Raw genomic sequence first — 15,564 nt, forward strand, 5'->3', positions numbered from 1 at the left:
ATCGGCTTAAGGCTTTATTTCCTGACGGAAACTTAAGCGTTCTTATAGTCAATCAGAATACGCAGCATACGGCGTAATGGTTCAGCCGCACCCCAAAGTAACTGGTCACCTACAGTGAACGCACCCAGATATTCTTTACCCATATTCAGCTTGCGCAGACGGCCGACTGGAACGCTTAAAGTACCTGTTACAGCAACAGGAGTCAGATCTGTCATGGATGCTTCGCGAGTATTTGGAATCACTTTAGACCAGTCATTGGCACCTGCAATGATGTCTTCGATCTCATCCAAAGGTACATCTTTTTTCAGTTTCAACGTCAATGCCTGAGAGTGACAACGCATAGCACCAATACGCACACAGTGACCGTCAATCGGTACGATCTGCTGGTTGCCCAGAATCTTGTTGGTTTCAACCTGGCCTTTCCATTCTTCTTTCGACTGGCCGCTTTCCAGCTGCTTGTCGATATAAGGAATCAATGAACCTGCCAAAGGTACGCCGAAGTTTGCAGACGGGAAGCCTTCACCACGTTGTAGTTCAGCAATTCTGGAGTCGATATCCAGAATTGGAGAACGTGGATCATCCAGCAACTCTTTGGTATTGTTATATAAATAACCCATACCATTGATCAGCTCACGCATGTTTTGCGCACCAGCACCGGAAGCTGCCTGATAAGTCATAGAAGTTGCCCATTCCACCAGATTGTTCTGGAACAGACCGCCTAAGCCCATCAACATCAGGGAAACCGTACAGTTACCACCGACAAAAGTCTTGGTGCCTTTGACCAGACCATCTTTGATCACGTTCATGTTGACCGGATCAAGTACGATAATCGCTTCATCATCCATGCGTAAGGTGGATGCTGCATCAATCCAGTAACCGTTCCAGCCTTCCGCTTTCAGTTTCGGGAAAACTTCAGAGGTATAGTCGCCACCTTGACAGGTAATAATGACATCCATTTGCTTCAGACTATTGATGTCTGTCGCATCCATAAGTGCTGGGGCAGTCTTACCGCCAAATGCCGGTGCTTCACCACCCGCATTACTGGTAGAGAAATAGAAGGGCTCAAAATGAGCAAAATCATTCTCTTCAACCATACGTTGCATAAGGACGGAACCAACCATCCCGCGCCAACCGACCAGACCTACTTTCATGTCACTTTGCCTCGGTGCGTTAAAAAAATCAAAAGGGATTCGAGTGTATCAAAAAGGGAGGTGACTGCAAGTGCTACACAATCAAAACATCAATATTCTTGAGAAAAATATCTACTTTATGATACATACAAAATTGATAACGTCACTTTTCTTTTAGAAAAAATAACAACTTATTAAAGAGCGCACTTATGATATGGGTTATCCAAATTATGGCAATCATTGTCATTTGGTTAAGTTTCTGGTCACTGATCCCGAGTGACCAATGGTGGATTCGAGGTGCGGATTTTCCAAGGTTACAAATTCTGGTCGTGGGCTTTATCACCTTTGTGCTGTTTTTAGTGCTTGAGCATCCCTGGACCTGGTTTAACCAGCTACTTTTTATTGGTCTGATTGCTGCCTTGGCCTATCAGCTAAAAATGGTATTGCCCTATACCTTTGTCTGGAAAAACCAGGTCAAACAGGTCAAACAGGATCAGCTGGATCCGCAGCGACAAATCTCCCTGATTGTTTCAAATGTGCTGACCACCAATAACCAATATCATCTGCTGATTAAACAGATCCAGACCCATCAGCCAGACCTGGTCTTAACGCTGGAAACGGATCAAACCTGGCAAAATGAACTGGCGGTGATTGAAGCAGATTATCCTTATCGTGTAGCCGTGCCTTTGGATAACTTGTATGGCATGCACCTGTATAGCAAACTCAAACTCAGCAATACTCAAGTCAAGTTTATTTTAAGTGACGAGATTCCTTCAATTCATACCACTGTGATCTTACGCTCGGGACAGCCGGTACGACTTTACTGTCTGCATCCAAAACCACCGAGCCCGACCGAGGCCAAGGATTCCACCTTGCGTGATGCCGAATTGTTGATTGTGGGTGATCAGATTAAAGATCTGGATGAAAGCTGTATTGTCATGGGTGATCTGAATGATGTGGCCTGGTCACGGACCACACGGCTGTTTCAACGTATCAGCGGACTATTGGACCCCCGGGTGGGACGTCATTATGTAAATACTTTTCATGCCGATTATCCTTTTTTCCGCTGGTCGCTCGATCATGTTTTTCATAGTACCGATTTTGCCCTGGTACATATGGAGCGTCTCCCCCATGTAGGCTCTGATCATTTTCCGGTGTTTCTGATTTTACAAACTGGTCGGGTGTTCGAGCATATTCAGGAAGAATTAGAGCAGACCGAAGATGATGAAGAAGAAGCCCAAGAAGCTATCAAAGAGGGGATTCAGAAAGCAGAGAAAGAGGAAAAAACAGTGACTGATGAAATTGCTATGGCTTATAAAGAAGGCGGTAAAATTTCTTAGGTTTTTAGAAGAAAAGTGTACGATATTGCTTACAGCAGTTTGCGTTTCTTGCGAATGGGAAAAGCCGTGGAATCTGGGTATTCTAGGTTTATCAGCACAAGGAGTCGAGAAAGGATATTCTCATAAGGAAGACGAAGCTGAATGAAAACATCATGGACATGATGATGAAAGGGAAATCACAAATAAGCAGAACTAATTATAATATGTGGAAGCACAACCTCATTAACCCGAGTTTTACAGGATGTAGAGCTCGGGTTAAGTTATTTTAAGTGCCTATTTTTATAATATATTCTTGATGATAAGAATAATTTGTTTAATTTAATGCCGTATTTTGAGAGTAATGGGTATTAATCCCTAATTACTCATGAAAACGCAGTCAATGAAACAGCGTATTTCAGCACTACTTTTTGAATCAGTGGCCTGCCACTGAAAACTGTAAAGTGATCCAGGATTTTAAGTTACGGTTTAAAACCTTGGGATTAAACCGAATCAGTAAATTGATTTATAGCCTTCAGGGCGGGTCTTAAAGCGGCGGTGGAACCACATATACTGGGTTGGTGCGATGCGTAACTGCTGCTCGATCACCCGATTCACGCGAGTCGCATCCTCGATTTCATTTTCACCAGGAAAATTCTCCAGTGCCGGTTCAATCAGCACATGGTAACGAGGATTTTTGATATCGCCATGACGATAAAAATATAAAGGAATGGCAGCCGCTTTAGTCATTTTCAGTAAACGACGATGTGCGGTGACAGTTGCTGCCGGGACGCCAAAGAATGGTGCCATCACCCCTTGTTTTAACCCGTAATCCTGATCCGGACTGTACCAGATGGCATGGCCATTTTTCAGGTTGCGTACCAGACCACGCATATCGTCATGATCAATCTGATGAGCATAAATTGTGGCACGACAACGATAAATCAGCATGTCCAAAAGAGGATTGTTCTGCGGACGATAAACCACATCTGGTTCAAAATACTGTGCGCAAAGATAACCGCCAGCATCCAGCAAGGTGGAATGTGTACCTAAGAGCAGCATGCCTTGGCCTTTAGCTTGTGCCTGCTGAATATGTTCCAGGCCTTCGATACTGACACGTCCCTGAAACCATTTCGGGCTATACCAGGCATTTAAGGTCTCAAACAAACCCAGCATTTGGTCAATAAAGACCTGACGTGCATTGTCCTGTACCTGCTCTGCAGACCATTCCGGAAAACAAACCTGCAGATTGCGAAGTGTGGTTTCACGGCGCGATTTAAGGTATTTAAAGGAAAGCTTGCCTAGCCAGACAGCCAGACGGTGCTGAATGGCCCAGGGTAAGATTGCCAGAATCATCAGGAAAATAATGCCTAGCCAATTACCCCAGTATTGAGGTAACAGGAATGACCATTGAAATTCACCGGGTTGATATGCAGGCTGGGTACTCATAGAACAACATAGGGCTAAAAGATTAGCAGCAGTCTAACAGAGAAGATTCTTGAAATAAAAAAGCATCTGTCCGAATACAGATGCTTTAATAAAGACTAGTAGAATATTTAGCCGTTATTCATATTGTCCAGCTCTTCCCAGCGCTCTAATTTTTCCAGTAATAGCTCATCAATTTCTGACAAACGGTTAGAAAGTTTCAGAGCTTTATCAGAATCGGTTACGAATAAAGCGCCATCAGCCAGTTGAACATTGATCTCGGTCTGCTCTTTTTCCAGCGCTTCTATTTCAGCCGGAAGTTGCTCAAGTGCGCGCTGGTCCTTGTAGCTAAGCTTAACTTTCTTAGCAGCAACTGGCGCCGCCTCGGCTTCCGCTTTGGCCATGGCCTTTTTCACGGCACTTTTTTGGTCAACTACAGTTTGGTCTGGACGCTGTTCCAGATAATCCTGATAACCGCCAACATATTCGTCAATATTGCCCTTACCATCAAAGACCCAAGTGGATGTCACCACATTGTCCATGAAGGCCCGGTCATGCGAGATCAACAGTAAGGTGCCTGTATAGCCACTGAGCATTTCTTCAAGTAACTCTAGTGTTACCATATCCAGGTCATTGGTTGGCTCATCCATCACAATCAGATTTGATGGTTTGAGTAACAGTTTCGCCAACAGGATACGGTTACGCTCACCACCCGACAAAGCTTTGACTGGTGTACGGGCACGTTCTGGCGAAAACAGGAAATCTTGTAAATAACTATAGATATGACGGCGGTTACCATTCACATCCACATGGTCAGAACCTTCTGACACGTTATCTTTCACTGATTTTTCCAGGTCCAGCGCATTACGTAACTGGTCAAAATAGGCCACTTCAAGCTGCGTACCGGTCTTCACCGTGCCGCCGTGTTCTATCTCACCCAGAATGGCTTTAATGAGTGTAGTTTTACCCACACCGTTATCGCCGACCAGACCGATACGATCGCCACGCAGTACAAGTGCAGAGAAGTTATTGATGATTGGTGTGTTGTCACCGAATTTCACACTCAGGTTCTCAATTTCAAACACCAGTTTGCCTGAACGGTTGGCATCCTGAGTTGCCATCGTCACTTTACCTTGCTGTGAACGACGTGCCTTAGATTCTTCACGCAATGCTTTCAGGGCACGCACACGGCCTTCATTACGGGTACGACGGGCTTTAATGCCCTGACGGATCCAGACTTCTTCTTCAGCAAGCTTTTTATCGAATAGCGCATTTTGTTTTTCTTCAGCTTCCATTTGCTGCGCTTTCAGGTCTAGATAACGTGAATAGTTACCCTCATAACTGCGCAGTTGACCACGATCCAGCTCCACAATACGGGTGGCAATGCTATCGACAAAGGCACGGTCATGTGAAATAAATAGTAAGGTTAAATTATTCTGATCGAGCAGAAATTTTTCCAGCCATTCGATACTTTCTACATCCAGATGGTTCGTCGGTTCATCCAGTAACAGGACATCGGGTTGGGTAAGTAAAGCACGTGCTAGCAGGACACGACGTTTCCGGCCCCCAGACAAATCGGCAAGATCTGCCTCCGGGTCCAGTCCCATTTTACTTAAAATCGAATTGACCTTGGTTTCCAGTGCCCAGCCATCCAGCTGATCCATTTTGTGTTGCAGGTTCCCCATACGCTCACAGGCGTCCATGTCACCTAGCACACAGGCTTCACTGGCTTCATGATAGGCACGCAACACTTCGGCAGCTTCACCGGCACCGTCTGCCACGATATCCGCCACTTTACCTGAATCCATCGGCACATCTTGTGCCAGCATGGAAATAGTAATGCCATTTTGTAAGGAAACTTCACCGCTATCCGGCAGCAAGCTTCCTTCAATCAGCTTAAGTAAGGTAGACTTACCCTCACCATTACGGCCAATCAAACACACTCGTTCGCCGCGTTCCAAGTTAAAATTCGCGCCGTTGAGCAGGGCAGGTCCACCAAACGCAAGTTGGACATCCCTAAGGGTAATATAGGCCATAATGTTTCCTGAAATCCCCCAGTGAGGACTTTAAATGACTAAACAACAAAATCTAAATGATCAGGCGTCATTTTCCGCACCCATTGAAGATTTGCAAGTGCGAATTGCATTTTTAGACGATTTAGTTGAACAGTTGAATGATCAGGTGGCCAAACAGACTCTGGAAATTGCTGACCTGAAACAGCAAATGCAGCTGTTATATCAACGTGTTGAGTCCTCCGATCTGTCTAAAGGTATTGCAGAATTTGATCCAGTTGCAGATCGGCCACCGCATTATTAATTTGCAAGCAATGATTTAATTACAAGAATGACCCTTAGCTGATCTAAGGGTTTTTTTAATCAAAAATAAAGATAGACCAATTTATAAGTCTCAGAAAAGAGGAATATTTTTTTGAATCAGACTTTAAGTCGTTTTGCATGAGTATATAAAATTAGTAAAGCGCAGTGTAATCATCAGACGCAAAAGAAATTTTCCTGTTAGCCACCCATATTCCCGTTGGTAAAAAAAAGCTTGCTTGCAGGCATTTCCTATCCTGAGGGTGGAGACTCTGTCAAAATAGGTCTATAGCAGTGCCATCGGCAGATTATCCGTAAAATTATTTGACCTTTCACTCACTTCCTACTCTAATAATGGCTCTCAGGTACATTCCGGAATTGCGTCCCATGCACCCAAAAGTTGTTCTACTCGATCTCGAAAATAATTTCCCCACAGCCAAGTTAATGCGTGAGATTGTGGCGCATTACTCGACTTTATACCTGTTTAGCTGTGCCGGAAAATTTGAATTCTCCTTAAAGGATTTAACCGAGCTGGCTGGCTGGGTGAGTAGTGGTCAGGTTGTAGTACTGGACACGCCTGAGTCACCTCAGAAAGAATATGAATATGCCGTGATCGTCGGACAGCTCATGGCGCTATTAGAGCCGGAATCCGAGGTTGAGCTGATTTCGGCGATGGACAGCAGCGAGATGTTGCAGCAGATGCTACAGGCTTCTGATATTCCGTGTCACCTGATTCAGATCCAGCCTGATGAGATAAGCATTCCAACAGATCAACCTAAGAATCATCTTCCTAGTCTGGACGCCATCAAGAACAAACCCGCCTTGCAACTGGTGAAAAAATACTGTGATGCATTAGGGAAAATGAGCGGCAAGCCCCATACAGTGGAAAGCCTGAAAAATTCAGTAGCGAATATTCTGCAAGTGATGCCGCTAAAAGCCCAGCATGTGGTCGGCATGTTGATTAACCTGAAAATCGTCAAACGTTATGACGAGCAAATCAGCTTCCGGAAAAAAGTCCTGAAACAATGGCTGCAACTCGATTTAGATGAACAAAGTCCGGTTGAAAATCCAAAACTGGATCAGGTCATTTCCCAGCTAAAAGTTGATGAGGTTCCTGTTGAATCTGAATCGCTCAAGTCATCGATCCAGTCGGCCCAGCAGGACCTGTTCAAGAACTTTGGCCGGATTGATCCGGTACAACTCGAAGTGGCGCGTAAACTGCGTGAACTCCAGGGTAATAAACCCAAAGATATTTATGAATTACGTGATTTACTGGAGCAGTTATTTCCCAAATCGGATATCCGCTTGCTGCTTAAGGAGCTGATCGAGAAAGGTTATATTTACTGGAATGGTCATGAAATTTTATATAGTCATGAAATGTTCCTGAATTAATTTCATCGTGCAAACTTGCGTTTTATATTCTGCTTATGCAACTCTAATAATAGAACATAAAGGTTGAACTATGGAAAACACTGGAATCTGGGTGACGGTGGTCATCATCATTTTCGTTATAGGGTCGATTTTCGGGTTGCGTGTAAGTCCTCGGGAAAAAGCTCTGGGACTGATGCGTGACAAAGCCCGTAAAATGGGTCTGCATCCACGTTTGGTAGTGGCACCAGACTGGACCAAAATCCCGAAGGCGACTGAAAGCCGTGCCAGTATGGTTGCGTACTACAGTGTGTTGATGCCGGAAGCCCGTTTGCCCCTGATGCGCGCCCGTGTTGTCGATAATAAACTCGAAATTGTGCAGGGTGATGAGAAATTTAAAGATTTTCCCATTGCATTAAAAGGCATTTATGCTATTGATATGCAGGCCAACTGTGTCGGCATGTATTGGGATGAAGAATCTGACCTTAGAGCAACACAACTTGATGACATCAAGGCACTGTTACATGCTTTGGCTGAACTTTAATTTAGAAATAAACAGGATTAACGGTTAATTATGGCGAACGCTCCTCGGTCCACATCAAAAAGCAGCACAGCGAAGTCTCCCGACGCTGGAAGTAAGCGTGCCCTAGTGATTGTGGAGTCGCCTGCAAAAGCGAAAACAATCAATAAGTACCTTGGTCCGAACTACATCGTAAAATCATCGGTGGGTCATGTACGTGACTTGCCGACAGGCGGTTCTGTAAAATCGACAGAGAAAAAGCCGACGACACGTACCAAACTGACAGATGCAGAAAAAGCTGAAAAATCACAACTGGCCCTGATTAACCGCATGGGGGTTGATCCGGAACATGACTGGAAAGCCAAATATGAAGTCCTTCCGGGCAAAGAACATGTGGTAGCCGAACTTAAGAAACTGGCATCGCAAGTCGATGAAGTCTATCTGGCAACGGATATGGATAGGGAAGGGGAAGCGATTGCCTGGCATTTAAAAGAAGTCATCGGTGGTGATGATTCGCGTTATCAGCGTGTAGTGTTTAACGAAATCACCAAAAATGCCATTCAGGATGCCTTCAAGCATCCTGCACGTCTGGATACCAACAAAGTCAATGCTCAGCAGGCACGCCGCTTCCTCGACCGCGTGGTAGGTTTTATGATTTCGCCATTGCTGTGGGAAAAAATTGCCCGGGGGCTGTCCGCAGGTCGGGTACAGTCGGTTGCAGTAAAGCTGGTGGTTGAGCGTGAACGTGAAATTCGTGCTTTTATTCCTGAAGAATACTGGCAGGTATTTGCCGATACCAAGACGAAAAAAGATGATATTCGTCTTGAAGCAGTCAAGCAAAATGGCAAGACGCTCAAACTGCGCAACAAAGATGAAACTGATGCGCTTTTAAACCTGATCAAAGATGCCGAATACAAAGTCATCAGTCGTGAAGATAAACCGACCAAGGTCAATCCAAGCGCACCGTATATCACTTCAACCTTGCAACAGGCCGCCAGTACCCGATTGGGCTTCTCGGTGAAGAAAACCATGATGCTGGCGCAGCGTTTGTATGAAGCCGGTTTCATTACCTATATGCGTACCGACTCCACCTTCTTGAGTGATGATGCGGTCAATATGGTACGTGGTCATATCGAATCTGAATTTGGTGAAAAATATTTACCTGCCAAGCCGAACCGTTATGGCAATAAAGCCGGTGCTCAAGAAGCGCATGAAGCCATTCGTCCATCGAATGTCGCACTCAAAGGCGATAGTCTTGCCGGTGTAGAGCGTGATGCACAGCGTCTGTATGACCTGATCTGGCGTCAGTTTGTGGCCTGCCAGATGACACCTGCAGAATATTTATCATCAACGATTTTAGTGGATGCTAATGGGGTAGAACTCAAAGCCAAAGGTCGTACCTTGGTGTTTGACGGTTTCACTAAAGTACGCGGTCAGAACAAGTCGGATGATGATGTGCTGTTGCCTGCTGTGAAAGTGGGTGAAGTATTAAAGCTTGAAAAGCTCGATCCTTCTCAGCATTTTACCAAGCCACCGGCACGCTTTACTGAAGCCTCGCTGGTGAAAGAACTCGAGAAGAAAGGCATTGGCCGTCCTTCGACCTATGCTGCGATTATCTCGACCATTCAGGATCGCGGTTATGTGAAACTGGACAACCGTCGTCTCTATGCCGAGAAGATGGGCGAGATCGTGACGGATCGTCTGGATGAAAGCTTTAATAACCTCATGAACTATGACTTTACCGCAGACCTTGAAGGTCAGCTTGATAAAGTCGCAGATGGTGAACGTAACTGGAAAGAGCTGTTAGACAGCTTCTACGGCGACTTCAAGCAGCGTTTGACCACGGCACAGGGTGAAAACGGCATGCGCCGCAATCAGCCTGTGGAAGTCGATGCGGTACATTGTAAGGAATGTGACCGTCCGATGCAGATCCGTACCGGAACAACGGGTGTATTCCTGGGTTGTTCGGGTTATAACCTGCCACCCAAAGAACGTTGTAAAGGCACGCTAAACCTGACTCCGGTTGAATCTCTGGCAGCTTTGTCAGATGATGATGCGGCAGAAACTGCAGACCTGATGTCAAAAAAACGTTGTCCAGTCTGTGGCACTGCAATGGACAGCTATGTGATTGATGGCGGTCGTAAACTGCATATCTGCGGAAACAACCCGGATTGTGATGGTTATGAGCTGGAAGAAGGCGAGTTCAAGATCAAGGGCTATGATGGTCCGAGCATTCCATGTGATAAATGTGATGGTGAAATGCAGCTGAAGACGGGTCGTTTTGGTCCATACTTTGCCTGCACCAGCTGTGAGAATACCCGTAAAGTTCTGAAAAATGGTCAGCCTGCGCCACCACGCGTTGATCCGATCAAGATGGAACATCTGCGTTCCACCAAGCATGACGATTTCTTTGTGCTGCGTGACGGTGCAGCCGGTTTGTTCTTGGCAGCAAGCAAGTTTCCGAAAGTCCGTGAAACCCGGGCACCGAAAGTGGCAGAATTGCGTACCGTGGCCGACCAGCTCGACCCGAAATACCAGTTTATCTTGCAGGCACCGGATGTTGATCCTGAAGGGAATCCAACGCTGGTGAAATTTAGCCGTAAGAACCAGTCACAATATATTGGTTCAGAAAATGCTGAAGGCAAGCAGACCAAATGGTCTCTGGTTTATCAGGACGGAAAATGGGTGGAAGCCTAAACTTCAAAATTGAAAAAATGCTGACGAAAGTCGGCATTTTTTATGTCAGAATCATTTATAGAAAAAATTAAAAATAATATTTTGGGGTAAATGTGGATATTCAGACCAAAAAGTTTGCTGTATTAATTGATGCCGATAATTCTTCTATTAATGCGATTTCATCAGTCTTGGAAGAAGTTGCGAAATATGGCATTGCCAGTGTCAAACGTGTGTATGGGGACTGGAGCAGCGAAACTTTAAAGAAATGGCGAGATGTGCTACTTCCACTTGCTATTACTCCGGTACAACAATTCGCCTATACCAAGGGTAAAGATGCCACGGATATGATCCTGATTATTGATGCCATGGACTTGTTATATGCAGGTGCTTTGGATGGTTTCTGTATCGTCTCCAGTGATAGTGATTTTACCCCCTTAGCCTCAAGAATCCGTGAAAATGGCTTGAGTGTGTATGGTTTTGGAAAGAAAACGACTCCAGAAGCTTTTAAAAAAGCATGTGATAAGTTTATTTATGTGGAAAACTTGATTGCAGACATTGATATCAAGCAGCAGGAAGAGGATGAACTCGCTAATACTTCCCCGAAGAAAGGAGTAAGCTCTGACAAATCTTTAGACCATAAGATGGTGACTCCACCTAAGGAAAATTCAAATCTTCCTGAAGGGATGGATCGGGCTACGCTGAATCTGATTTATAAAGCTGTAAAAGATAATGCGGATGAAAATGGTTGGGCGAATTTAAGTATGGTCGGGCAGTATATCAGTGCAGTAAAACCTGATTTTGATTCTCGTAACTATGGTAGAGCCAAATTGTCAGGTTTAATTAAAACTCTAAATCTTTTTGAAACCAAGATTGAAATGAGCCAGATGTATTTAAGAAAAATAAAAAAACAGAGCGTGTAACTGCCATGTGGAAAAAGATTCGGATTCTGATTTTATTAATCATCTTGTTGATTGTTGCAGTCAATGCCTATCGGGACCAAAATCAGAACTGGTCCAAACCGGTTATGGTATTGCTACATCCGATTAATGCTGATGGATTGCCGACCACACAGCAATATATCCAGCAACTGTCGGGTCAGGATCTGAATGGAGCCAGGGAATATCTGGAAAAAGCAGCACAGCAATATCGTGGTCAGCCAACTTATTTTTATTTTAATTTAGGTCGTGAACTTAACGCTTTACCGCCGAAAGTCCCTGAGCAGGCCTCACTCATCGATACCGTTTTATGGAGTTTGAAATTCCGTTTTTATGCCTGGAAACAGCATCAAAGTACTGATGGTTCACCTAGTGTGACTTTATATTTAAATTATTATGATCCTGCACAAACCAAGCAATTAAGGCATTCAACTGCCTTGCAAAAAGGCCGGATTGGATCAGTCAATTTATTTGCCTCCAAAAAACAGGCTGAACAGAATAAAATTGTCTTGGTACATGAGTTGCTGCATGCTTTTGGGGCCTCGGACAAATATGATTTAGCGACAGGACAGCCGCTTTATCCGGTGGGTTATGCATTTCCAGATCAGCAACCTTTGTTTCCGCAAGCCAAAGCAGAGCTGATGGCAGGTCATATTCCCACTTCTCAAACGACCAGCAAAATGCCAGATGCTTTAGAGCAGACATTAATTAATGCGATCACAGCCATTGAACTTGGGTGGAAAGAATAACAACCTCCTTGTCACTGACCCCATAGCTGTTGCCAGCTTGAAGTCATGACATGAAAGTTGCATTTTTTATACAGTATGGTCAATTAAATCGCTTAAGATAAATTAAACGAACAGCATCAAGAAGAATAAAAATGAAAACAGTAGGTAATGACCTTGTATTCGATTCCTTACATCGAAACCGGAAATGGTATCTGCTCTTTGGTATCTTGCTGGTTATTTTTGGTTTGATCTTATTGGCGACCTTACCTGTGGCAACCTTATCTGCAGTATTTATATTTGGCGTGCTGATGATGGTCGGTGGGGTCTTACATATTATCGCATCCTTCAAGATTTTTGAGGGCGGTATGCGCTGGTTCTGGGCCTTATTTGGCCTGCTGTATTTAGTCGCCGGATATTTTGCTTTTACCACACCCGTGCAAACCGCGATCGTTCTAACCAATGTTCTGGCCATTATCCTGATTATTGCAGGAGTCATCCGCTTAATAAATGCCTTTGTATTCCGGCCAATGGCGGGATGGGGCTGGATCCTGTTTTCCGGCATACTGACTCTCCTGGCCGGAATCATGATCTTGCGGACACCAGATGCTCCGTTCTGGGTGTTGGGCTTGTTTCTAGCCGTTGATATTTTATTTCAGGGTATTAACTACCTGATGCTTGCTTCCTATATTCGCCGTGAGGTTCCGAAAAGTTCTTCTAAGGTTTAATCCTTTGTTTTAAGAGCATTATATACACTCTTTTTGATACTGTAGAGATACCAAAAAGAGTGATCGTCGCTATATGTCAAAAATCTTTGTTCTTGCACCAGATGCCTTTAAAGAAAGTATGAGTGCTCAACAGGCATGTGGAGCAATGCAGCGGGGTATCCAGAAAGTCATTCCGGATGCCTGTATCATACAGGTACCGATGGCTGATGGTGGTGAAGGAACTGTCGATGCGCTAATTTCAAGCCTAAGGGGACAGCAAATTCCATGTGAAGTGACCGGGCCACTGTTTGAGCAACGTATTCATACCTATTGGGGTTTAATGGACGCAGGTCAAACCGCCGTGATTGAAATGGCCAAGGCCAATGGCATTCATTTATTACCACCTTCACAGCGTAATCCGATGTTCACGTCAACCTATGGCACAGGAGAGATGATTAAACAGGCATTGGATCTGGGAGTGAAAAAAATCATCATTGGGCTGGGTGGCAGTATTACCAATGATGCTGGTGCAGGGATGGCTCAGGCACTGGGCGTGCGGTTTTTAAATCATGTAGGTGAGCCAATTCAGGTCTGTGGTGGAAACTTAGATCTGGTCAAATCAATGGATTTATCTGGACTGGATCCACGTTTAGCAGATACTGAAATAGTCATTGCATCAGATGTCAATAATCCGCTGTGTGGACCACATGGTGCATCGATAATCTTTGGCCCACAGAAAGGGGCAATGCCGGAAATGGTCAAGCAGCTGGATCAAAACCTTGGTCATTTTGCCGATGTAGCCGCTAGGCAGATTGGCCATGATCATCGTCATGTTGCAGGTGCGGGTGCAGCCGGTGGACTGGGTTTTGGTTTAATGGCATTCACCGCTGCCTCTATTCGTTCCGGGGTGGAACTGATGATTGAACAGGTTCAATTGAGCGAGAAAATAGCTCAGGCAGATTATGTCCTGACTGGTGAAGGTAAAATTGATTTTCAAACCAAATTCGGTAAAACACCATTTGGGGTGGCACAAGTGGCCAAACAATTGAATAAACCTGTGATTGCTTTTGCGGGTCTAGTCGGTGAAGGAATTGAGGATCTGTTTGAATCAGGATTTAGCCAGATTATTGGTATTAATCCACCAGATTGTCCTTTAGAAGAAGCCTTAAAAAATGCAGAAGTAAATCTGCAATTAGCAGTTTCGAAAGTTTGTGCTGATTTGGATTTAGTACAATAGGTTTAAAAGCTAGACATCACAGTCATTATAGACCTTGTTCTAAATAACGCTGTGCAAGTTGAATTTCGGCACTATATTCAGCTTGGTTTTGTGGTTTTGGTAGTTTGATGGCTGGCGGGATGCCAAGGCCGTCAATTTCTTTACCTGCAGGGCGGTGAATATAGGTTGATGCATAGTAAATTTGAAGTTGCTTGGAAGGCGAGGTCTTTTCCATCACATTTGAGGCATCAAGAGCGCCATAGGTTGGCCGCCCCATCGTGACCACACGAGGATTTTGCTGCGCAGTTAATACAAATTGTTCGCATGAGCTACCGCAATTTTTATCGATCAAGATTACCACCTTTTGCGGTGTTGCTAAAATATCTTTGCTTGTAACCACCTCTTGCGATTCTTTGTATGAACTCATACTGACCCATTGATTTTGCTGTTCACGCATTTTTTTAATTGTTTTATTGAGATGAGTCAGTGAATCTTCATCTGTTAAAAAGCTTTTGTATGCTTCCCATCCGTCAATATTGGTAGAGGAGGCATAAATTTGTGGAGAGGTATTCCAGTACTTCGCTTCCCCTAAAATCTTATATAATACTTCAGCTGTTTGGTCACTGCCGCCACCATTGTTACGCAAGTCAATAATCAAATACGGTGCTTTTAAAAGATTATCTTGATTACTGGATACCACCTGCTGAATTTTTTCATACAGAGCATAGTCAAAAGATAAAATGGTTAGTAAGGTGGTGGAATCAGATAGTTTTTTTGTGGTAACTCTCTCAGCTTTATTTTCTGTTATCACTTCAATTGGTACTTGCGTGTCTGAAGATTGCTGTTGTGCTGCTTGTGCATCTGGATGAATACTAATACCTAAATGACCATTTCGAATGGATTTCATGAAAGGTCGAATAATTTTTTGACACTCCACAACGGTTTTTACACCCTGAAGTTTTTCTTTTTGTTGATTGAAAATCTGTTGAATCTGTTCAGGGTAGGTGGTCCATCTTTTGGCAATAATCCCTGCATCATTTTCAAGGATGAGGTGGGCGGTATATTCAAGGTCTTTTAAGCAGACTTCGGGTGTCATTTCTATAGAAACTGTTTCTGCATGTAAATTTGAATACATGCCAAAGCTCATGATCAAAGCGCTGAGTGTTTTATAGGTTGTATGCAAGTTGCAGCATCCTTGTTTTTATTAAAAAATACGAGATTTATTGAGTAATTT

Annotated in this window: 13 protein-coding genes; 9 read left to right on the top strand and 4 right to left on the bottom strand. The window is 44.2% G+C overall.

Annotated features, from left to right (window positions below; all coding sequences use genetic code 11):
• Positions 1–32 precede the first annotated feature (32 nt).
• Positions 33–1,151: an aspartate-semialdehyde dehydrogenase gene (asd, locus tag VXQ11_RS04285; RefSeq protein WP_144724520.1), complete on the bottom strand. Its 1,119-nt coding sequence runs from the start codon at positions 1,149–1,151 to the stop codon at positions 33–35.
• A 188-nt stretch (positions 1,152–1,339) separates the two neighbouring features.
• On the opposite strand from asd, the gene VXQ11_RS04290 reads away from it, so the two are divergent.
• A complete protein-coding gene (locus VXQ11_RS04290; protein WP_416680466.1) occupies positions 1,340–2,470 on the top strand; it encodes an endonuclease/exonuclease/phosphatase family protein in 1,131 nt (376 codons plus the stop codon).
• A gap of 489 nt (positions 2,471–2,959) precedes the next feature.
• On the opposite strand, the gene VXQ11_RS04295 is transcribed toward VXQ11_RS04290, so the two are convergent.
• Together VXQ11_RS04295 and VXQ11_RS04300 are read right to left on the bottom strand one after the other, a co-directional pair.
• Positions 2,960–3,895: a lauroyl acyltransferase gene (locus tag VXQ11_RS04295; protein WP_416680465.1), complete on the bottom strand. Its 936-nt coding sequence runs from the start codon at positions 3,893–3,895 to the stop codon at positions 2,960–2,962.
• A 107-nt stretch (positions 3,896–4,002) separates the two neighbouring features.
• A complete protein-coding gene (locus VXQ11_RS04300; protein WP_416705500.1) occupies positions 4,003–5,907 on the bottom strand; it encodes an ATP-binding cassette domain-containing protein in 1,905 nt (634 codons plus the stop codon).
• Between the two features lie 34 nt (positions 5,908–5,941).
• Here VXQ11_RS04300 and VXQ11_RS04305 point away from each other — a divergent pair, with 34 nt between their 5' ends.
• From VXQ11_RS04305 to VXQ11_RS04340, 8 genes are all read left to right on the top strand, one after another.
• Complete coding sequence (locus tag VXQ11_RS04305; RefSeq protein WP_064094860.1) at positions 5,942–6,187, top strand: SlyX family protein; 246 nt, start codon at positions 5,942–5,944, stop codon at positions 6,185–6,187.
• 383 nt (positions 6,188–6,570) lie between these two features.
• The gene (locus VXQ11_RS04310) at positions 6,571–7,575 is read left to right on the top strand and encodes a hypothetical protein (RefSeq protein WP_416705501.1); all 1,005 of its coding nucleotides are present in this window, start codon (positions 6,571–6,573) and stop codon (positions 7,573–7,575) included.
• Positions 7,576–7,645: 70 nt separating this feature from the next.
• Entirely contained in the window at positions 7,646–8,095 is a 450-nt protein-coding gene (locus VXQ11_RS04315; protein ID WP_144724526.1) for an ammonium transporter, read from the top strand.
• Between the two features lie 30 nt (positions 8,096–8,125).
• Complete coding sequence (gene topA / locus VXQ11_RS04320) at positions 8,126–10,768, top strand: type I DNA topoisomerase (protein WP_416705502.1); 2,643 nt, start codon at positions 8,126–8,128, stop codon at positions 10,766–10,768.
• Between the two features lie 92 nt (positions 10,769–10,860).
• Complete coding sequence (locus VXQ11_RS04325; RefSeq protein ID WP_064094856.1) at positions 10,861–11,667, top strand: NYN domain-containing protein; 807 nt, start codon at positions 10,861–10,863, stop codon at positions 11,665–11,667.
• Positions 11,668–11,672: 5 nt separating this feature from the next.
• Complete coding sequence (locus VXQ11_RS04330; protein WP_180010920.1) at positions 11,673–12,431, top strand: hypothetical protein; 759 nt, start codon at positions 11,673–11,675, stop codon at positions 12,429–12,431.
• A 131-nt stretch (positions 12,432–12,562) separates the two neighbouring features.
• A complete protein-coding gene (locus VXQ11_RS04335) occupies positions 12,563–13,135 on the top strand; it encodes an HdeD family acid-resistance protein (protein WP_179993119.1) in 573 nt (190 codons plus the stop codon).
• A gap of 73 nt (positions 13,136–13,208) precedes the next feature.
• Positions 13,209–14,351 carry a glycerate kinase gene (locus VXQ11_RS04340; RefSeq protein WP_416705503.1) on the top strand — a complete coding sequence of 381 codons (1,143 nt, stop codon included), beginning with the start codon at positions 13,209–13,211 and terminating at the stop codon, positions 14,349–14,351.
• Positions 14,352–14,376: 25 nt separating this feature from the next.
• Here VXQ11_RS04340 and VXQ11_RS04345 read toward each other — a convergent pair whose 3' ends face one another.
• Complete coding sequence (locus VXQ11_RS04345) at positions 14,377–15,513, bottom strand: S41 family peptidase (protein WP_416705504.1); 1,137 nt, start codon at positions 15,511–15,513, stop codon at positions 14,377–14,379.
• Between the last annotated feature and the right edge of the window lie 51 nt (positions 15,514–15,564).

This window comes from Acinetobacter sp. 197 (assembly GCF_048148385.1).
GTDB lineage: Bacteria > Pseudomonadota > Gammaproteobacteria > Pseudomonadales > Moraxellaceae > Acinetobacter > Acinetobacter pecorum.